We start from the raw sequence: 16,809 nt of genomic DNA, 5'->3' as shown, positions 1-16,809 counted from the left end.
CATGACCCAGCCCCGCACCCGCCGCGACTTCTTCCGTGTCACCGGCCTGTCCGCCGCCGGCCTCGCGCTCGCCGCCTGTGGCGTCCAGGGCCAGAAGGCCGCCCCTCCGAAGGCCGACGCCGTCCAGGACTACTGGGCCAAGCAGAGCAAGCACGGCAAGCTCGTCTTCGCCAACTGGCCCGAGTACATGCCCGAGGACCAGGCCCCGCTGAAGAAGTTCACCCAGACCACCGGGATCTCCGTGGAGTACAAGGAGGTCATCCAGGAGAACGCGGAGTTCTTCGGCAAGGCCGACCCCGTGCTCCGCGCCGGCCAGTCGCTCGGCTACGACATCGTCGTGATGACCAACGGCGTGCAGCTCCAGCACATGGTCGAGCTCGGCTACATCGTGCCGCTCGACCACAGCCGGATGCCGAACTTCCTGGCCAACGCCGGTGACAAGTACAAGGAACGCGCCTACGACCCGGGCAACCAGTACACGATGCCCTACACCTCGGGCGTGACCGGCATCGCGTACAACACCAAGTACGTCAAGGACGACATCACCAGCATCGAGGCCCTGTTCGACCCCAAGTACAAGGGCCGGGTCGGGATGATGGCCGACGCGCAGGAGATCGGCAACTTCGCGATGTTCGCGCTGGGCGTCGATCCGGAGAAGTCGACCGAGGCCGACTGGAAGAAGGCCGGGGAGAAGCTCAAGCAGCAGCGTGACGCGGGAATCGTCCGGAAATACTACGACCAGAGCTACATCGACGCGGTCTCCAAGGGCGACGTCTGGCTGAGCATGGCCTGGTCGGGCGACATCTTCCAGCGGCAGCTCGCCGGCGAGCCGGTCAAGTTCGTGGTGCCGGCGGAGGGCGGCACGATCTGGACCGACAACATGCTCATCCCCAAGGGCGCGGCCAACCCCGTGGACGCGCTCACCCTCATGGACTACCTGTACCAGCCCGCGGTGGCCGCCGACCTGGATGAGTTCATCCAGTTCGTCACCCCGGTCCCGGCCGTGCAGGACCTCCTGCGGGAGAAGGCCAAGACGGCCAAGGGCGAGGACAAGAAGGCCCTGGAGGACATGGTGGACAGCCCGCTCATGTTCCCCTCGGAGGCCGACTACGCCAAGCTGCGCACCTACACCACGCTGACCACCCAGCAGGAGCAGGTGTTCAACTCCATCTTCCAGTCGATCACCCAGGCATAGCCATGAAACGGCTCACCCCCTACCTGCTCGCCCTGCCGAGCTGGCTGTGGCTGGCGATCTTCCTGGTCGTGCCCATGGTGGCGATGGCGTCGGTCTCGCTCCAGACGGGCAACGCCATCGACGGCTACGCGATGACGTTCAGCTTCTCCAACTACGCCGACGCGCTCGGCAGGTACAGCGACCAGCTGCTGCGCTCGCTCCTGTACGGCGGCCTGGCCACGGTGGCCATGCTGGTGATCGGGTACCCGGTGGCGTACTGGATCGCCTTCAAGGGCGGCAGCCGCAAGTCGGTGTACCTGTTCCTGCTGCTGCTGCCGTTCTTCGTCTCGTTCGTGCTGCGGACGATCTCGTGGAACTTCCTGCTGGCCGACAACGGCATCCTGTTCGGGACGCTGAAGGGCTGGGGGCTGCTGCCGGAGGGCTTCCACGTGCTGGCCACGACCGTGGCCGTGGTGGGCGGGCTCACCTACAACTTCCTGCCGTTCATGATCCTGCCGATCTACGTGGCCCTGGAGCGGGTGGACCCGCGGGTGGTGGAGGCGGCCCAGGACCTGTACGCCACCCGCGCCGGGGCCTTCCGCCGGGTGGTGCTGCCGCTGTCGCTGCCCGGCGTCTTCGCCGGCGTGCTGATGACGTTCGTGCCCGCGACGGCCGACCCGGTCAACGCGCAGATCCTCGGCGGCACGGCCAACACCATGATCGGCAACATCATCCAGACCGAGTACCTGACCAACCTCGACTACCCGACCGCCTCGGCGCTGTCGTTCACGCTGATGGCGATCCTGCTGGTGGGCATCTTCGTCTACGCCCGTGCGCTCGGCACCGAGAACGTCCTGGAGGCGGCGGCGCGATGAGCGGTGAGCGAGCAATGAGGAGGGGCACGCGGGGCAGGTTCGGCGACCGCCTGCTGCACGTCTACACCTGGCTGATCATCCTGTGGCTGTCGTCGCCGATCGCCGTCATGATCCTGTTCGGCTTCAACGACAAGAAGAGCAAGTCGAACACGAGCTGGCAGGGCTTCACCCTCAAGTGGTACGGCGAGCTCTTCGAGATCTCCGACCTGACCACGGCGTTGCGCAACTCCATCGTGATCGCCCTGGTCAGCACCGTGATCACGGTCGTCATCGGAACGATGCTGGGCCTGGCCGTCGGCCGGCACCGCTTCCGCGGCCTCAGCGCCACGAACTTCCTGGTCTTCGCCGCCATCTCCACGCCGGAGCTGGTGATGGGGGCCTCGCTGCTGTCGCTGTTCGTCTCGGGCAACGTGCCGCGCGACGGCAACACGATCATCGTCGCGCACGTGCTGTTCTCGCTCTCCTTCGTCGTGGTGACGGTCAGGGCGCGGGTCATCACGCTCGACCCGTCGCTGGAGGAGGCGGCCAAGGACCTCGGCGCGACCGCCTGGGGCACGTTCCGGCAGGTGACGCTGCCCTCGATCATGCCGGGCGTGCTCGCGGGCGCGATGCTCTCCTTCGCGCTGTCGATCGACGACTACGTGGTGACGAGCTTCGTCAACGGCTCGACCGTCACCTTCCCCCTGTGGATCGTGGGTGCGGTGAAGACCGGCATTCCGCCGCAGGTCAACGTGATGGGTACGCTCATCTTCGGGATCGGTGTGCTGATCGCCGTGGCGAACGCCGTGGCCGCCAGACGCCGCGCCTAGGATCTGCTCCAACAGGCTTTCCCCCCGCGATCCGGCGGGGGGATTGGTGTATTCCGACCAAGAACAGGGAGGCGAGATCGGATTTCGGCGGGGGGAACCCGCGCGTGATCACATCATGCTTTTGGATCCCGCAATCAACAAAGAACAACTAAGACTTTCGTAGGGAAGTGGGATTTGTGGATCCGCTGAAGGCGCTGGCTGACGCGGAGCGCAAGCCGTACTGGCTGGACAGCCCGGCCAGACCCGAGCCGCGCGCGCGGCTCATCGGAAACACCGACGCCGACCTGGTCGTCGTCGGCGGAGGCTTCTCGGGGCTCTGGACGGCCCTGATGGCCAAGGAACGTGACCCTTCGCTGGACGTGGTCCTGCTCGAAGGGCGCAGGATCGGCTGGGCGGCGACCGGCCGCAACGGCGGGTTCTGCATGGCGACCCTCACCCATGGCCTGGCCAACGGCCTGGAACGGTGGCCGGAGGACATCGGCCGCCTCGAACGCATGGGCGTGGACAACCTCGACGAGATCGAGCGCACGCTGGAGCGGCACGGCATCGACTGCTCCTTCGAGCGCACCGGAGAGCTGCACGTGGCCACCGAGCCGTGGCAGCTCGACTCGCTGGGCGAACACCTGGACCTGATCTCCGAGCTCGGCCTCGACTACGTGCCGATGGACGAGCGGCAGGTGCGGGCCGAGGTCAACTCGCCGACCTACCTGGGCGGCCTGTGGGAACGCAGCGGCTGCGCCATGCTGGACCCGGCGCGGCTGGCCTGGGGGTTGCGCGAGGCGTGCCTGCGGCTCGGCGTACGGGTCTTCGAGCGCAGCCCGGTGCGTTCGCTGCGCGACGACGGCACGACGATCACCCTGCGCACCCCGTACGGGTCGGTCGTGGGCCGCCGGGTGGCGCTGGGCACGGGGGTCTTCCCGCCCCTGCTGCGCAGGCTCAAGCACTTCGTCGTCCCGGTGTACGACTACGCCCTGATGACCGAGCCGCTGAGCGCGGCCCAGCTCGCCGAGGTGGGCTGGCACAACCGGCAGGGCGTCGGCGACTCGGGCAACCAGTTCCACTACTACCGGCTCACCGACGACAACCGCATCCTGTGGGGCGGCTACGACGCGGTCTACTACAACGGCGGCCTGGTCAAGCCGGAGTACGAGCAGCGCGACGAGACGTTCGTCAAGCTGGCCGAGCACTTCGCCACCACGTTCCCGCAGCTCTCCCAGGTGCGCTTCACGCACCGCTGGGGCGGCGTGATCGACACCTGCAGCCGCTTCAGCGCCTTCTACGGCACGGCGCACGGCGGCCGGCTGGCCTACGCCGTGGGCTACACCGGCATGGGCGTCGGGGCCACCAGGTTCGGCGCGAACGTGATGCTCGACCTGCTGTCGGGGGAGGCCACCGAGCGGACCGAGCTGCGGATGGTCAAGGAGAAGCCGGTGCCGTTCCCGCCCGAGCCGGTCCGGTCGGGGGTGATCCAGTTCACCCGGTGGTCGATCGCCCAGGCCGACCAGCATCAGGGCAAGCGCAACCTGTGGCTGCGCACGCTCGACAGGATGGGCCTCGGGTTCGACTCCTGATCCGGTGTTCCGAGGGGGCGCCGGGCCCGCCCGCGGCGGGCCTGGCGCACACTTGTCACCATGAAAGTCGAGTTCGCCGCCGACGGCGTGCGCCTGACCGGTGACCTGCGGACGCCCGAGGGCACGGGCCCCTGGCCGGGGCTGGTGCTCACCGGGCCGTTCACCGGGGTGCGCGACCAGGTCACCGGCCTGTACGCCGAACGGCTGGCCCGGCGCGGCTACGTGACGCTGTCCTTCGACCACCGCAACTGGGGCGAGTCCGGCGGCGAGCCGCGCGGGCACGAGGATCCCCAGGGCAAGCTGGCCGACCTGCGGGCGGCGGTGTCGCTGCTGCGGTCGCGCCCCGAGGTGGACGGCGACCTGATCGGCGCGGTCGGCATCTGCCTGGGCGCGGGGTACGCGCTGAGGTTCGCCGCCTTCGACCCGCGCGTACGGGCGTTCGCGGGCATCGCCGGGGCCTACAACAACCCGTACACGATGCGGTCCGGCATGGACTACCAGGCGGCGCTGGCCGGGTTCGCCGGCGTGCTGGAGCGGCAGGACCGGGGCGGCCCGGTCGAGTACCTGCCCGCCGTGGCCGAGGAGGGCGAGGCCGCGATGCCGGGCGACGAGCCGTTCGCCTACTACGGCACCGAGCGCGGGGCCTCCGCCTCCTGGCGGAACGCGGTGACCCGGGCCGGACTGCGCGAGCTGATCACCATGGACAACATGATGGGCGCCGACTTCCTGTCGCCGAAGCCCGCCCTGATCGTGCACGGCGTGATCGACAGGTTCTGCCCGCCGGAGGGGGCCGAGGAGGCGTTCAGGCGGCTCGACCAGCCCAAGAAGCTCGTCTGGGTGGACGCCAAGCAGCACATCGACCTCTACGACCGCGAGCCGTACGTGTCGCAGGCCGTGGACGCCACCGCGGACTTCCTCGCCGAGCACCTCCGGCCGGGAGGCGCCGGAGCCTGACGTCTACGCTGGGGGTATCGCGCGGAATGGGGGGATTCATGCGTGCCATCCAGTTCACCCGCTTCGGCGGCCCGGAGGTGCTCGAAGAGGCCGAGGTGCCCGACCCGGTGGTGGGGCCGGGCCAGGTGCTGGTCGACGTCGAGGCGGCGGGGCTGAACTTCGCCGACGTGCGGCAGATCTCCGGCCACTACTCCGCCCCCGACCGCCTGCCGCACATCCCCGGCAGCGAGGTCGTCGGGCTCGATCCCCGGGGGCGGCGGGTGATGGGGTTCACCGCCAACGGCTACGCCTCCAGGGCCGTCCTGGACGAGGGCGACGTCGTGGTCGTGCCCGGCTCGCTGCGGGCCGGGGAGGCGCTGGCGCTGCTCGTCCAGGGGCTCACCGCCTGGCACCTGCTGCGCTCGTCGGCGCGGCTCAGGGAGGGCGAGAGCGTGGTGGTCCACTCCGGCGCGGGCGGCGTCGGCAGCCTGGCCGTGCAGCTCGCCAAGGTGTTCGGGGCCGGACGCGTGATCGCCACCGCCTCCAGCGAGGACAAACGCTCGCTCGCCCTCGACCTCGGCGCGGACGCCGCCGTGGACGGCGCGGCCGACGGGTACGCCGAGCGCGTCATCGAGGCCAACGGCGACCGGCCGGTGGACGTCGTGCTCGACGCGGTGGGCGGCGCGGTCTTCGACGCGGCGCTGACCGTGCTGGCCCCCTTCGGGCGGCTGGTGAGCTACGGGTCGTCGTCGGGGGAGCAGGCCGCGCCGGTCGAGGTCGCGCGGCTGACCGCGGGCAACCTCGCCGTCCTCGGGTTCTGGCTGCGTCCGCTGCGGGGGCGGCGGGAGATGGTCGGGCCCCCGCTGGGCGAGTTGCTCGCGCTGACCGCGGCCGGGCGGCTGAGGCCGCTGGTGGGCGGCGAGTACCCGCTGGCGGAGGCCGGCCGGGCCGTGGCCGACCTGGCCGGACGGCGAACTGTCGGAAAGGTGGTGCTCCTGCCCTGACGTGCAGGGTGTGACCATTGACGCCACTGGGCAGAAGGTGATCAAAACCCCCGAGACGTGACGATCGCGGGGGTTTGCGGGTGTGGTGGAGATGGCTGGTCGTCGTGGTGGTCTGGGGGCTCGCGGCCGGGTGTGCGGCCGGACGGCTGCCCGAGGTGCCCGGCGTGCGGAAGGCGCCGGTGACGGTCGGCCGATGCGTCCTGAAATTTCCGGACAAGAGGGCTGGGAGGGCGGCCCGCGACCGGCTTGAGCACGACATCGAGCAGTACCTGTCCAGACGCCCGGGACGGGTCGCCTACAGCATGCTGGAGCGCGACAGCGGCATCACCCTGGGCCGCGGCGAGCACCAGCACGACATGATCACCGCCAGCGGCGTCAAGGTGGACATCCTGACGGCGCTCGTGCTCGGCCGCGGCGGCCTGGGCGAGGAGGAACGCGACCTGGCCGAGCGCATGATCACCGAGAGCGACAACGGCGCCGCGGACGCGTTGTGGGGCCGGGTCGGCGGCGCGATGGGCGAGTTCTACCGGCGCATGGGCCTGACCGAGACCGTCCCCGGGCCCGGCGTCTTCTGGGGCGGCACCAACACCAGCCCCGCCGACCGCATCCGCCTGCTCCAGGTGCTGGTGGAGGGCGGCGAGGGCCTGTCCGGCCGCGACCGCGACCTCGTGCTCGGCCTGATGGGACGCGTGGTCAAGGACCAGTCGTGGGGCGTCAGCGCGGCCGCCCGCCCGGTGGACCGGGTGGCGTTGAAGAACGGCTGGACGCCACGCCCGTTCATCCACAACACCTGGGCGGTGACCAGCTACGGCCGCGTCGTCGGGCCGGGGCGCGACCTGCTGCTGGCGGTGCAGACCGACGAGCAGCCGGGGGAGGGGGCGGGCATCGAGACCATCGAGGGGGTGGCCAGGATGATCGGCTCCCGCCTCGACGAGCTGTCGCCGACGATGATCCGGTCCTGCCCGCGGAACCCGGGCCCCTGACGCCGTCCCTCCCGACCCCCAAGACCTCTCCGGCATCCCGGAGTTGAAGTCAACGACAAATGAAATAAGTCGCCCGTTTCCTGCAATAGGATCGGCTCTCGTCGCGTTTGACTGAAGTGACTGATTGACCGCTCGGCGGCCGGCACCCGCCGGTATCTACCCCGGTCGAAGCCCACCTCCGACGGTGCGCTCCCCCGGGGGAGGACTCCGTCATGATCTGGACGGAGACCCTTGAAGTCCTACCTCGACGTGCTGGCCACCCCCGGCGCCTGGCGGTTCCTCGTGCCCGCGCTGCTGGCCCGGGTGCCGTTCGCGATGACCCAGATGGGCATCCTGCTGCTGGTCCAGTGGTCCACCGGCTCCTACGGCGCGGCCGGGATCACCGCCGCCGCCTCCGCCGTCTGCCAGGCCCTCATCGGCCCCCAGACGGGCCGCCTGGCCGACCGGTACGGCCAGGCCCGCGTGCTGCTCCCGCAGGTGTCCCTGCACGCCCTGGCCATGGGCGGCCTGCTGGCCCTGGCCGCCGCGCACGCCCACCTCGCGCCGCTGGTCGCCATGGCCGCCCTCGTCGGCGCGTCAGGACCGCAGGTCGGCTCGATGGTCCGGGCCCGCTGGGCGCACCGGCTCGGCGGCACCGGCAGGCTGAACACGGCGTTCGCGGTCGAGTCGATCACCGACGAGCTGACGTTCACGCTGGCCCCGGTGCTGCTGGTGGGGCTGTCCACGGCGTACTCGCCGGTGGTCGCGCTGCTCGGCGGGCTGGTGCTGATCCTGGTGGGCACGGTCGTCTTCGCCGCCGTCCGGACGGGCGCGCCCGAGCCGGTGCCGGTCAGGATCGCCGCCTCCAAGGGCGTGCTGCGGCGGCGCGGCGTGGCGCTGCTGGCCGCCGCCTTCCTGGCCATGGGGTCGGTCTTCGGCAGCCTCCAGGTCGGCGTCACCTCGCTCACCACTGCCCTGCACGCGCCCGCCGCCGCCGGACCCGTCTACGGCGTCTTCTCCGGCGCCAGCATGCTCGGCGGCCTGCTGTACGGCGCGGTCCGCTGGCGGTCGTCCGCCCGCGCCCGGCTGGTCGCCGGGCTGGCCCTGCTCGCGGTCGCGACCAGCGCGTTCACGCTGGCCGGAGCCGTCCCCCACATGTACGTCGCCGCCGCCCTGGCCGGCCTGGTGATCGCCCCCGTGGTGATCACCGGCTACACCCTGGTCGAGGGCCTGGTCGCGGCGGAGGTCCGCACCGAGGCGTTCACCTGGCTGAACGGCGGCATCGCCCTCGGCATCGCGGCCGGGTCGTCGGTCGCCGGGCAGCTCGTGGACCATTTCGGCGCGTCCCTGGCGTTCGTCGTCGCGCCGGCGGCGACGGGCGTGGCCGCGCTGCTCGTGCTGGCCAGGGTGCGCAGCCTGCGCCCGCTGCCCGCCGGGCCCGCGGAAGAGACCCCGTCGCTCACCGAGGGACCGGCTGCTCTTCCTGGATGACCTTCGGCACGCCGCGCAGCCAGGCCAGCGCGAACACCGCGACCACGGCCAGCAGGACCGCCGTGACCAGCGTCGTCACCTGCATCCCCGACACGAACGCGGTGCGCGCCGCGCGCATCAGCTCCCCGGCCGCCTGCGGGGGCAGCTCCGCCGCCGTGGCGGTGGCCCCGGCGATCGACTCCCGCGCCGCCTCGCCGGGCACCCCGGCGGGCACCAGCAGGTTCGCGCGGTAGACGCTGTTGAGCACCGTCCCCAGGACCGCGATGCCCAGCGCCCCGCCCAGCTCGAACGCCGTCTCCGACACCGCGGCCGCCGCTCCCGCCCGCTCCTTGGGCGCGGTGGCCAGGATGTTGTCGTTGTTCACGGTGAAGGTGAGCCCGACCCCCAGCCCGCCGATCATCATCACCGGCAGCAGGGTGAGATAGTCCAGCTCGGCGCCGAGCATGGCGTACCGGACGAACGCGCCGGCGTTCAGCGCCAGGCCGAGCGCGACCACGCCGTTCCTGCCGAGCCGGCCGATGAGCCGGGCCGCGAGCACTCCGCCCACCGCGCCGCTGAGACCGCCGGGCAGCTGCGCCAGCCCGGCCTGGAGCGGGGTCCACCCCAGGACGAGCTGCAGGTACCAGGCGAACAGCAGGTTCATGGCCGACAAGGCGAAGATCGCCAGCAGGTTCGTGCCCACGGACGCGCTGAAGGCCCGCCGCCGGAACAGCCGTACGTCGATCAGCGGCGTGGCCAGCCGGCCCTGCCGCCGGACGAACAGCACCAGGCACACCGCGCCCACCACGGCCGCCCCCAGCACGTCGGCGTGCGCCAGGCCCTGGTGGGCGGCCTCCTTGACCGCGTAGACGGCCGTCACGACACCGGCGAAGGACAGCACCACGCTGGGCCCGTCCACCCGCCCGGCGGGGCCGCGCGACTCCGGCAGCACCAGGAACCCGCAGACCAGCGCCAACGCCATGATCGGCACGTTGATCAGGAACACCGACCCCCACCAGAAGTGGTCCAGCAGCACGCCGCCGACGACCGGCCCCAGCGCGAACCCGGCCGCGCTCATCCCGCTCCAGATCCCGATGGCCGCGGTCCGCTCACGCGGGTCGGCGAAGACGTTCCTGACGATCGAGAGCGTGGACGGCATGATCATCGCGCCCGCCACGCCCAGCAGCGTCCTGGCGGCGATCAGCAGCTCGGGGTTCGGGGCGTAGGCGGTCACCACCGAGGCGGCGCCGAAGCCGGCCGCGCCGATCAGCAGCAGCCGCTTGCGGCCCACGCGGTCCCCGAGGTTGCCCATGGTGACGAGGAGTCCGGCCAGGGCGAACCCGTACATGTCGCCGATCCAGAGCAGTTGCGTCGAGCTCGCACCGAGATCGGCGACCAGCCGGGGGAGCGCCAGGTGCAGCACGGTGAGATCGACCGAGAGCAGCAGCGTCGCCAGGCAGGCGATGGCCAGACAGGCCCATTTTCGCGTCATACCGTCCACGGTGGCGAGGACGGCTGACGGGCCGCCTACCGTTCGCTGACCGCCCGGCCGAGGGCCTCGTCGATGCGGTTGCGGATGTCCTCGGTGCTGTACCAGTCGTCGGGGCACTCCGCGCGGGCCTGGGCCAGCAGGGACAGCGCGGCGTCGCGCTCGCCGCCGATCAGCGCCACCTCGGCCATCCCGAGGTGCGCCCACGCCAGCATGTCCATGGAACCCACGCGACGGGCCAGCTCGGCCGCCTCCTCGTAGTCGGCCCGCCCGCCCAGCGGCTCGCCCATGCCGAGCAGCGCGTCGCCGCGCCGGCACAGGGCCTCGGCCATCTCCGCCCGCGCGTCGAGCTCGCGGGCCAGCGTCAGAGCCTCGTCCGACAGCGCGTACGAGGCCGCGTAGTCCCCCTCGCGGGAGGCCAGCTCGCCGAGGCCCGACAGCACCAGCACCGCCCCCCAGCGCTCGCCGATGCCCCGGAAGGCGGCCAGGGCGCGCCGGAAGGCGGCCAGCGACTCCTCGACCCGCCCCAGGATCTGCAGCACGAACCCCGCGCCGCTGTACGACAACGCCCGCTGCCAGGGCGGCAGCCCCTCGGTGTGGGCCTGCAGCTCGTGGTAGATCTCCTCGACGTCGCCCGGCGGCCCGGTGAACATCGACCGCATCATCATCAGGAACTCCACCCGCTCCGGCAGGTGGGTGATCGGCAGCAGCTCGCGCACCTCGGCCAGCCGCTCGCGCACGACGTCGTCGGCCACGCCCGTCCAGGCGGTGACGAGCAGGCACATGACGTACTCCTCCTCCATGCCTGCGGGGCGGGCGTCGCCGATCCTGGCCAGCAGCGCGGCGGCCAGCCCGGCGATGACGCCGCGGTGGCCGCGCATCCACCAGTAGCAGGCGCTGTGCGCCAGCAGCCGCAGGCCGGTCTCCGGCTGCCCGGACGCGGTCGTCCAGCGCACGGCGGCTTCGAGGTCGTCGCTCTCCTGGTCGAGGCGGGCCAGCCAGGTGAGCTGGTCGGCGGTCCGCAGCAGCGGGTCGGCGGTCAGGACGAGGTCGAGGTAGTAGGCAGTGTGCGCGTCCCTGGTCGCGGCGGTCTCGCCGGACTCGGCCAGGCGTTCCGCGCAGAACGCCCGGATCGTGTCGAGCATGCGGTACCGGCCGCCGACGTACTCCACCAGCGACTTCTCCGCCAGCGAGAACAGCACCTCCTCCGGCAGCCCGCACACCCGCTCGGCCGCCTCGGGCGTGGCGCCGCCGACGAACACGCTCAGGCGGGCGGCCAGGCGCTGCTCGGCGTCGTCCAGCAGGTCCCAGCTCCACGCGACGACCGCGCGCAGCGTCTGGTGCCGGGGCAGCGCCGTACGGCTGCCGCGGGTCAGCAGCCGGAACCGGTCGTCCAGGCGCGCCGCCACGTCGGCGACCGACAGCGTACGGAGGCGGGCCGCGGCCAGCTCGATGGCCAGCGGCAGCCCGTCGAGCGCCCGGCAGATGCGCACCACGTCGGCCGCGTTGCCGGCGTCCACGGCGAACCCCGGACGCACGGCGGCGGCCCGGTCGGCGAACAGCCGGACGGCGGCGTACTCCAGCGGGTCGTCCGGCTCCGGCGGCGGCAGGCGCAGCGGGGACACCGGCAGGATCGACTCCCCGGTGATGCCCAGCGCCTCGCGGCTGGTCGTCAGCACCCGCAGCCCCGGGCAGGAGGCCAGCAGCGCGTCGGCGAGCTCGGCGACGGCGGCGACCAGATGCTCGCAGTTGTCCAGGACGAGCAGCAGGTCGCGCTCGGCCAGCGCGGTGAGCAGCCGGGTGACGGGACCGACCGCGGCGCGCTGGGGCGCGGGCAGCAGCGCGTCGCGGATGTCGAGCGCGACCAGCACCGCGCCGGGCACCCCGGCGGCGCCCGCCACGTGGGCGAGGGGCACGAAGCACACGTCGCCCGGCTCCTGGGCGGCCGCCTCCTGCGCCAGCCTGGTCTTGCCCGCGCCGCCGGGGCCGATCAGCGTGACGAGCCTGCTGTCCCGCAGCCGCGCGCCCACCTGCGCCAGCTCCTCCGCCCGGCCCACGAAACTGGTCAGCTGTGCCCGCAACCCCTGCTTGAACCCCCCGCGCGACGACCCGGCAGGCCCTCCGGGCGCGGGAAGGGACGAGGGAACCGGCGGCTGGATCGGCGCGGCAGCCGGCGCGGAGGCCGGCGCAGCGTTCGGCGCGGTGCTCAGCGGGGGGTTCGGTGCGGTGCCGAGCGGAGGGTTCGGCGCGGTGATCTGCGGGGTGAGGGACGGGTCGGCGCGCAGGACGGCGAGGTGCGCGGCGGCCAGCTCGGCGCCCGGCTCGATGCCCAGCTCCCGGTCGAGCAGCCGCCGCGCCTCGTCGTAGGCGGCCAGCGCCTCGGCCTGCCGGCCGCTGCCGTACAGGGCGCGCATGAGCTGGGCGCGCAGGCGCTCGCGCAGCGGATGGGCGGCGGTGAGCCGGCGCAGCTCGGCGACCAGGTCGCGGTGCCGCCCGAGCGCCAGGTCGGCCTGGAGGCGGTCCTCGACGGCCGCCAGCCGCAGCTCCTCCAGCCCGGCCGCGGCGGACACCGCGTGCGGCGCGTCGGCGAGCGGCGCGCCCCGCCACAACTCCAGCGCCTCGGAGAGCAGCGCCGCCGCCCGCCCGGCGTCCCCGGCGGCCAGCGCCCGCCGCCCGTCCAGGGCCAGCAGCTCGAAGCGGCGCGCGTCCACGTCGTGCGGGTCGGCGACCAGCCGGTAGCCCGCCGGGTGGAACTCGACCAGGTCCCGGCCGAGCGCCCGGCGCAGCCTGGACACCTGGGACTGCAGCGCGTTGGCCACGCCGTCCGGCGGGTGGGGGCCGTAGAGGTCGTCCACGAGCTGGCCGGCGCCGACGACGCGGCCGGCGTTCAGGGCCAGCAGGGTGAGCAGGGCGCGCACCCGCGGCCCGCCGAGCGCCACCGGCGCGCCGTCCTCGTCCAGCACGCTGGTGGGTCCGAGGATCTCGAAGCGCATGCCCCGATTATCGGGTCTGCGGGAGGAGCGCGGCGATTTCTCCGTACGTCGGCAGCGCCGGGGCGTCCTTGCCCTGCGCGCCCAGCACGGCGGCCAGAGCGCCCTGGAGCGCGGCCCGGTAGAGTAGCGAGCCGGTGCTCACCCGGGCCACCCCCGCCTCGGCCAGCCGGTCCAGCGTCGGCCCGCCCGGCTGGTAGAGCACGTTGAGCGGCAGCCGCGTACGCGCGACGACCTCGGCGATCTCCGCGAGATCCGAGAGCCCGGGGACGAAGATGCCGTCGGCGTGCTCGTAGGCGTCCACCCGTTCGCGCCAGTCGCCGGTGCCCAGCCAGTGGGTGTCGGTGCGGGCGTTGACGAACACGCCGTGGCCCTGGGCGGCCTCGATGATCCGCCGGTGCAGCTCGACCGGGCGCAGCGTGCCGTCGGGACGGCCGTCCTCCAGGTTCACGCCCGCCACCCCGAGCGCGGCCAGGCTCGCGACCAGGTCCGACACTTCCTGCGGGTCGTCGCTGAAGCCGCCCTCGATGTCCACCGTGACCAGCACGCCGAGGTCCTTGACCGTCTCGGCGAGCTCGATCGTCTCGGCCCTGGTCGCGCCGGCGGCGTCCGGCTTGCCGTGCACGGCGGACACGCCGAGGCTGGTGGTGCCGATCGCGGGGAAGCCGTGCGCGGCCAGGATCGCGGCCGAGCCGTAGTCCCACGCGTTGGGCAGCAGCAGCGGGTCGCCCGGCTTGTGCAGGTCGTGGAAGTTCATCGGCGGGTCCCTTCGAGGAGCGCGTCGAGCACGCCGGCGGCCAGCGCGAGGGCGTGGGCGGGAGCGGGGCACGGGCGCAGGCCGTCCCCGAACGTCAGGTGGGGGGCGGGGCCCCGGGAGGCGTCGAAGCGGTCGGGGTCGGCGAACACCTCGGGATCGCGGTTGGCCGCGACCAGGTCGATCGTGACCTCCTCGCCGGTGCGGGTGTCGAGCCTGCGGCTGGCCTTCAGCGGCGGGTCCTGCCTGAGCGTCTCGCGCAGCACTGCCTCGGGGTCGTCGCCCGGCACGGCGTGGGTGAGCGCGTTCTCGATGAGCGCCTCGGTGGCGGCGTGGCCCTGGAGCAGCAGGGTGACGGCCGGCAGGTCGGTCAGGCCGAGCAGTTCGGCGACGGCGGCGTCGGCCTCCGGGCTCCCCTCGCCCGACAGGTAGCCGCTCGCGGCCGCGGGCACGGCCGAGGTGTCCGGGACGCCGAGCGCGGCCCCCAGCACGGCCGTCGGCACGCCGCGCCAGTCGCCGTCACGGTCGCCGTAACGGTCGAGCGTCGCGGCCCTGGCGGCCGTCCGCAGCTCGGCCGGGTCCAGGGCGGACAGGCGCTCGACGACCAGGCGGCGGCGTTCGGCGTGCGTCTCGCCGGTGCTGAAGCGCGACACGTGGGCCCGCAGCCAGGCGAGCGTCCCCGGCTCGCCGTCCTGCGGGACGGGCGGCGGCACGTACCGGCCGTCGGAGAGCACCGCCCGGGCTTCGGCGTGGTGGGTGATGAGCATGGGTCCACGCTAGGCCGCCGACCGTTCGACGGCGGACGAAGTGTGGCTGCGCATCCCCGTCACGCCGCCAGCCGCTGCGGGCTCTCGGGCTGCGCGGGCGCCCCGGTGGCCCGCGTGCCCTGCTCCCGTGCGGCGGCGCGGCCCGGTGCGCAGGCCAGCGCCATGGCGACGACGAGCACGATCTCGGCCAGCACCAGTCCCCGTTCGAGCAGCCCGTAGTACGCCTCGCCGCCGATCAGCGAGGAGGTGACGGCGGCCGGGTGGGCCGCCAGGTAAGCGACCAGCGTCAGCCCGGACGTCACGCTCAGGGCCTTGACCGCGCTCCAGCGCGCGGCCGCCGCCCGTCCCCTGGCCAGGGTCCAGCCGGCGACCGGCAGCGCGGTGAAGACCACGGCCGCCGACCAGCGGTGGATCTCCCCGCCGAGCGTGCTGACGTCCGACATGCCGGGATCGGTGGGGAAGATGGCGCTGAGCATCAGCCCGGCCGCCCCCGCCAGCAGCAGCACGCGGGTCGCGGCGGTCCGGCCCGGCTCCCGGGCGGCCAGCCCGTACGCCAGCGCCAGGCAGGCGGCGGCCAGCGCCAGCGTCCCAATCAGCACCGGCAGCATGCCGCCGGGGACGAGCGCGTAGTCGCTGATCAGCGGCTGCTCGGGCAGGGTCACCTGCGCGTAGCCGAGGGCGGCCACCGCCGCCACGGCTCCGGCCACGGGAGCGAGCACGGCACGCCAGGTCATCGTGTCACCTCGTCGTAGATCTGCTCGAAGCGGGCCAGCGACACCTGGTCGTCGTGGGTCAGCGCCAGCGCCCGGCTGGCGTTGCCCAGGCGGGCGCGCAGGTCGTCGTCGGTGAGGACGGCGGTCAGGTGCCTGGCCAGCGCGACCACGTCGCCCGGCTGGTAGAGGTAGCCGTTGCCGTTCACCAGGTGCGGCAGGGCCATCGCGTCGGCGGCCACGACGGGCAGGCCGGACGCCATGGCCTCCAGCGTGGCGATGCTCTGCAGCTCGGCGACGCCCGGCATGGCGAACACGTCGGCGGCGGCGAACGCCTGCGGCATGCTCTCGTCGGGCACGAACCCGACGAAGAACACCCGGTCGCCCACCCCGATGCGCTTGGCCAGCTTCTCCAGCTCCATCCGCTGGTTGCCGCGGCCCACGAACGCCACCTGCGCGTCGGTCTCGTTGAGCACGAGGGGCAGCGCGCGGATCAGCTCGTCGAGGTGCTTCTCCTCGTCCAGGCGGCCCACGAACAGGGCGGTCGGCCGGTCGGGCAGCGCGAACCGCCGGCGCGCCCACGACTTGGGCTCGGCGTGCGGGTGGAACCTGGCCAGGTCGATGCCGCACGAGACGGCCTCGACGTCGCGGGAGAAGCCCTGGTCGGACAGGAGCTTGGCGGCCAGCGGGGTCGGCGTGGTGATGTGGTCGGCGCGCTTGAAGACGCGGCTGAAGTCGCGCCAGGCCAGCCGGCCCGCCCTGGCCCGCAGCGCCTCGGGGACGTGCCCGAACTGGAAGAGGTTGTCGGGCATGAAGTGGTTGGTGGCCACGACCGGCACGCCGCGGCGCCGGGCGGCGGCGATGGCGGCCCGGCCGACCACGAAGTGGCCCTGGGTGTGCAGCACGTCCGGGTCGATGTCGGCCACCAGCCGGTCGAGCCTGGTCGGCACGGTGACCCGCATGGTCGGGTGCACCAGCAGCGGGGCCGAGCGCAGCCGGTGGACGATCACGCCGTCCACCACGTCGGCGCTGGCCGGGCCGGCCTCCGACTGGCACACCACGTGCACCTCGTTGCCGCGCGCGGCCAGGCCGGTGGCCAGGCGGTGGGTGAAGTAGGCGGCGCCGTTCACGTCGGGGGGATAGGTGTCGGTCGAGATCAGGACGCGGCGGGGACGTTCGGGGGCGGGTGCGAGCTGGGCGTGGTCGGTGACGTTGCGCAGGGGCATGGCCATGACGGTGACTCCGCTTTCACAAGGGGGGACGGCTGGGGGAGGGCCGATGGACGAACAGGGGGTTTCGGT

At 72.9% G+C, this 16,809-nt stretch carries 14 protein-coding genes; 8 read left to right on the top strand and 6 right to left on the bottom strand.

The features are described from left to right. Position 1: 1 nt before the first annotated feature. From ACWEJ6_RS30165 to ACWEJ6_RS30130, 8 genes are all read left to right on the top strand, one after another. Entirely contained in the window at positions 2-1,195 is a 1,194-nt protein-coding gene (locus ACWEJ6_RS30165) for a polyamine ABC transporter substrate-binding protein (RefSeq protein WP_452428109.1), read from the top strand. A 2-nt stretch (positions 1,196-1,197) separates the two neighbouring features. Beyond that, a complete protein-coding gene (locus tag ACWEJ6_RS30160; RefSeq protein WP_358283817.1) occupies positions 1,198-2,049 on the top strand; it encodes an ABC transporter permease in 852 nt (283 codons plus the stop codon). A gap of 14 nt (positions 2,050-2,063) precedes the next feature. Next, on the top strand, positions 2,064-2,858 hold the full coding sequence (locus tag ACWEJ6_RS30155) for an ABC transporter permease (RefSeq protein ID WP_452428106.1): 795 nt from the start codon (positions 2,064-2,066) through the stop codon (positions 2,856-2,858). Positions 2,859-3,034: 176 nt separating this feature from the next. Beyond that, positions 3,035-4,429: an NAD(P)/FAD-dependent oxidoreductase gene (locus tag ACWEJ6_RS30150; protein WP_358283821.1), complete on the top strand. Its 1,395-nt coding sequence runs from the start codon at positions 3,035-3,037 to the stop codon at positions 4,427-4,429. A 60-nt stretch (positions 4,430-4,489) separates the two neighbouring features. Then, positions 4,490-5,383, top strand: a complete 894-nt coding sequence (locus tag ACWEJ6_RS30145; protein WP_452428104.1) for an alpha/beta hydrolase — start codon at positions 4,490-4,492, stop codon at positions 5,381-5,383. A 38-nt stretch (positions 5,384-5,421) separates the two neighbouring features. Then, positions 5,422-6,366, top strand: coding sequence for a quinone oxidoreductase family protein (locus tag ACWEJ6_RS30140; protein WP_358283824.1), 945 nt, complete (start codon positions 5,422-5,424; stop codon positions 6,364-6,366). An 80-nt stretch (positions 6,367-6,446) separates the two neighbouring features. Beyond that, positions 6,447-7,349: a serine hydrolase gene (locus ACWEJ6_RS30135; RefSeq protein WP_452428102.1), complete on the top strand. Its 903-nt coding sequence runs from the start codon at positions 6,447-6,449 to the stop codon at positions 7,347-7,349. Positions 7,350-7,580: 231 nt separating this feature from the next. Continuing rightward, positions 7,581-8,819: an MFS transporter gene (locus ACWEJ6_RS30130; protein ID WP_452428100.1), complete on the top strand. Its 1,239-nt coding sequence runs from the start codon at positions 7,581-7,583 to the stop codon at positions 8,817-8,819. On the opposite strand, the gene ACWEJ6_RS30125 is transcribed toward ACWEJ6_RS30130, so the two are convergent. From ACWEJ6_RS30125 to ACWEJ6_RS30100, 6 genes are read right to left on the bottom strand one after another with little or no spacing between them, the layout of a single operon-like run. Further along, a complete protein-coding gene (locus ACWEJ6_RS30125; protein ID WP_452428098.1) occupies positions 8,788-10,290 on the bottom strand; it encodes an MFS transporter in 1,503 nt (500 codons plus the stop codon). The genes ACWEJ6_RS30130 and ACWEJ6_RS30125 overlap by 32 nt on opposite strands. 35 nt (positions 10,291-10,325) lie before the next feature. After that, positions 10,326-13,280, bottom strand: a complete 2,955-nt coding sequence (locus tag ACWEJ6_RS30120) for an AfsR/SARP family transcriptional regulator (RefSeq protein WP_452428096.1) — start codon at positions 13,278-13,280, stop codon at positions 10,326-10,328. A 7-nt stretch (positions 13,281-13,287) separates the two neighbouring features. Next, positions 13,288-14,034: an isocitrate lyase/PEP mutase family protein gene (locus tag ACWEJ6_RS30115; RefSeq protein WP_452428094.1), complete on the bottom strand. Its 747-nt coding sequence runs from the start codon at positions 14,032-14,034 to the stop codon at positions 13,288-13,290. Continuing rightward, positions 14,031-14,798 (bottom strand): cytochrome P450, encoded by a 768-nt coding sequence (locus ACWEJ6_RS30110; RefSeq protein WP_452428092.1) that lies wholly within the window; start codon positions 14,796-14,798, stop codon positions 14,031-14,033. Before ACWEJ6_RS30110 ends, ACWEJ6_RS30115 begins: the two co-directional genes overlap by 4 nt. A gap of 59 nt (positions 14,799-14,857) precedes the next feature. Next, the gene (locus ACWEJ6_RS30105) at positions 14,858-15,532 is read right to left on the bottom strand and encodes a DUF998 domain-containing protein (protein WP_452428089.1); all 675 of its coding nucleotides are present in this window, start codon (positions 15,530-15,532) and stop codon (positions 14,858-14,860) included. After that, positions 15,529-16,740 (bottom strand): glycosyltransferase, encoded by a 1,212-nt coding sequence (locus ACWEJ6_RS30100; protein WP_452428088.1) that lies wholly within the window; start codon positions 16,738-16,740, stop codon positions 15,529-15,531. Before ACWEJ6_RS30100 ends, ACWEJ6_RS30105 begins: the two co-directional genes overlap by 4 nt. Between the last annotated feature and the right edge of the window lie 69 nt (positions 16,741-16,809).

It is taken from the genome of Nonomuraea sp. NPDC004702 (genome assembly GCF_053601695.1).
This window is presented reverse-complemented; position numbering and strand designations above follow the sequence as displayed.

Coding starts and splice junctions, on each gene's coding strand:
- ACWEJ6_RS30105 (WP_452428089.1), bottom strand. CDS start 15,532: ATGACCTGGCGTGCCGTGCTCGCTCCCGTGGCCGGAGCCGTGGCGGCG.
- ACWEJ6_RS30125 (WP_452428098.1), bottom strand. CDS start 10,290: ATGACGCGAAAATGGGCCTGTCTGGCCATCGCCTGCCTGGCGACGCTG.
- ACWEJ6_RS30110 (WP_452428092.1), bottom strand. CDS start 14,798: ATGCTCATCACCCACCACGCCGAAGCCCGGGCGGTGCTCTCCGACGGC.
- ACWEJ6_RS30160 (WP_358283817.1), top strand. CDS start 1,198: ATGAAACGGCTCACCCCCTACCTGCTCGCCCTGCCGAGCTGGCTGTGG.
- ACWEJ6_RS30115 (WP_452428094.1), bottom strand. CDS start 14,034: ATGAACTTCCACGACCTGCACAAGCCGGGCGACCCGCTGCTGCTGCCC.
- ACWEJ6_RS30100 (WP_452428088.1), bottom strand. CDS start 16,740: ATGGCCATGCCCCTGCGCAACGTCACCGACCACGCCCAGCTCGCACCC.
- ACWEJ6_RS30165 (WP_452428109.1), top strand. CDS start 2: ATGACCCAGCCCCGCACCCGCCGCGACTTCTTCCGTGTCACCGGCCTG.
- ACWEJ6_RS30155 (WP_452428106.1), top strand. CDS start 2,064: ATGAGGAGGGGCACGCGGGGCAGGTTCGGCGACCGCCTGCTGCACGTC.
- ACWEJ6_RS30145 (WP_452428104.1), top strand. CDS start 4,490: ATGAAAGTCGAGTTCGCCGCCGACGGCGTGCGCCTGACCGGTGACCTG.
- ACWEJ6_RS30140 (WP_358283824.1), top strand. CDS start 5,422: ATGCGTGCCATCCAGTTCACCCGCTTCGGCGGCCCGGAGGTGCTCGAA.
- ACWEJ6_RS30120 (WP_452428096.1), bottom strand. CDS start 13,280: ATGCGCTTCGAGATCCTCGGACCCACCAGCGTGCTGGACGAGGACGGC.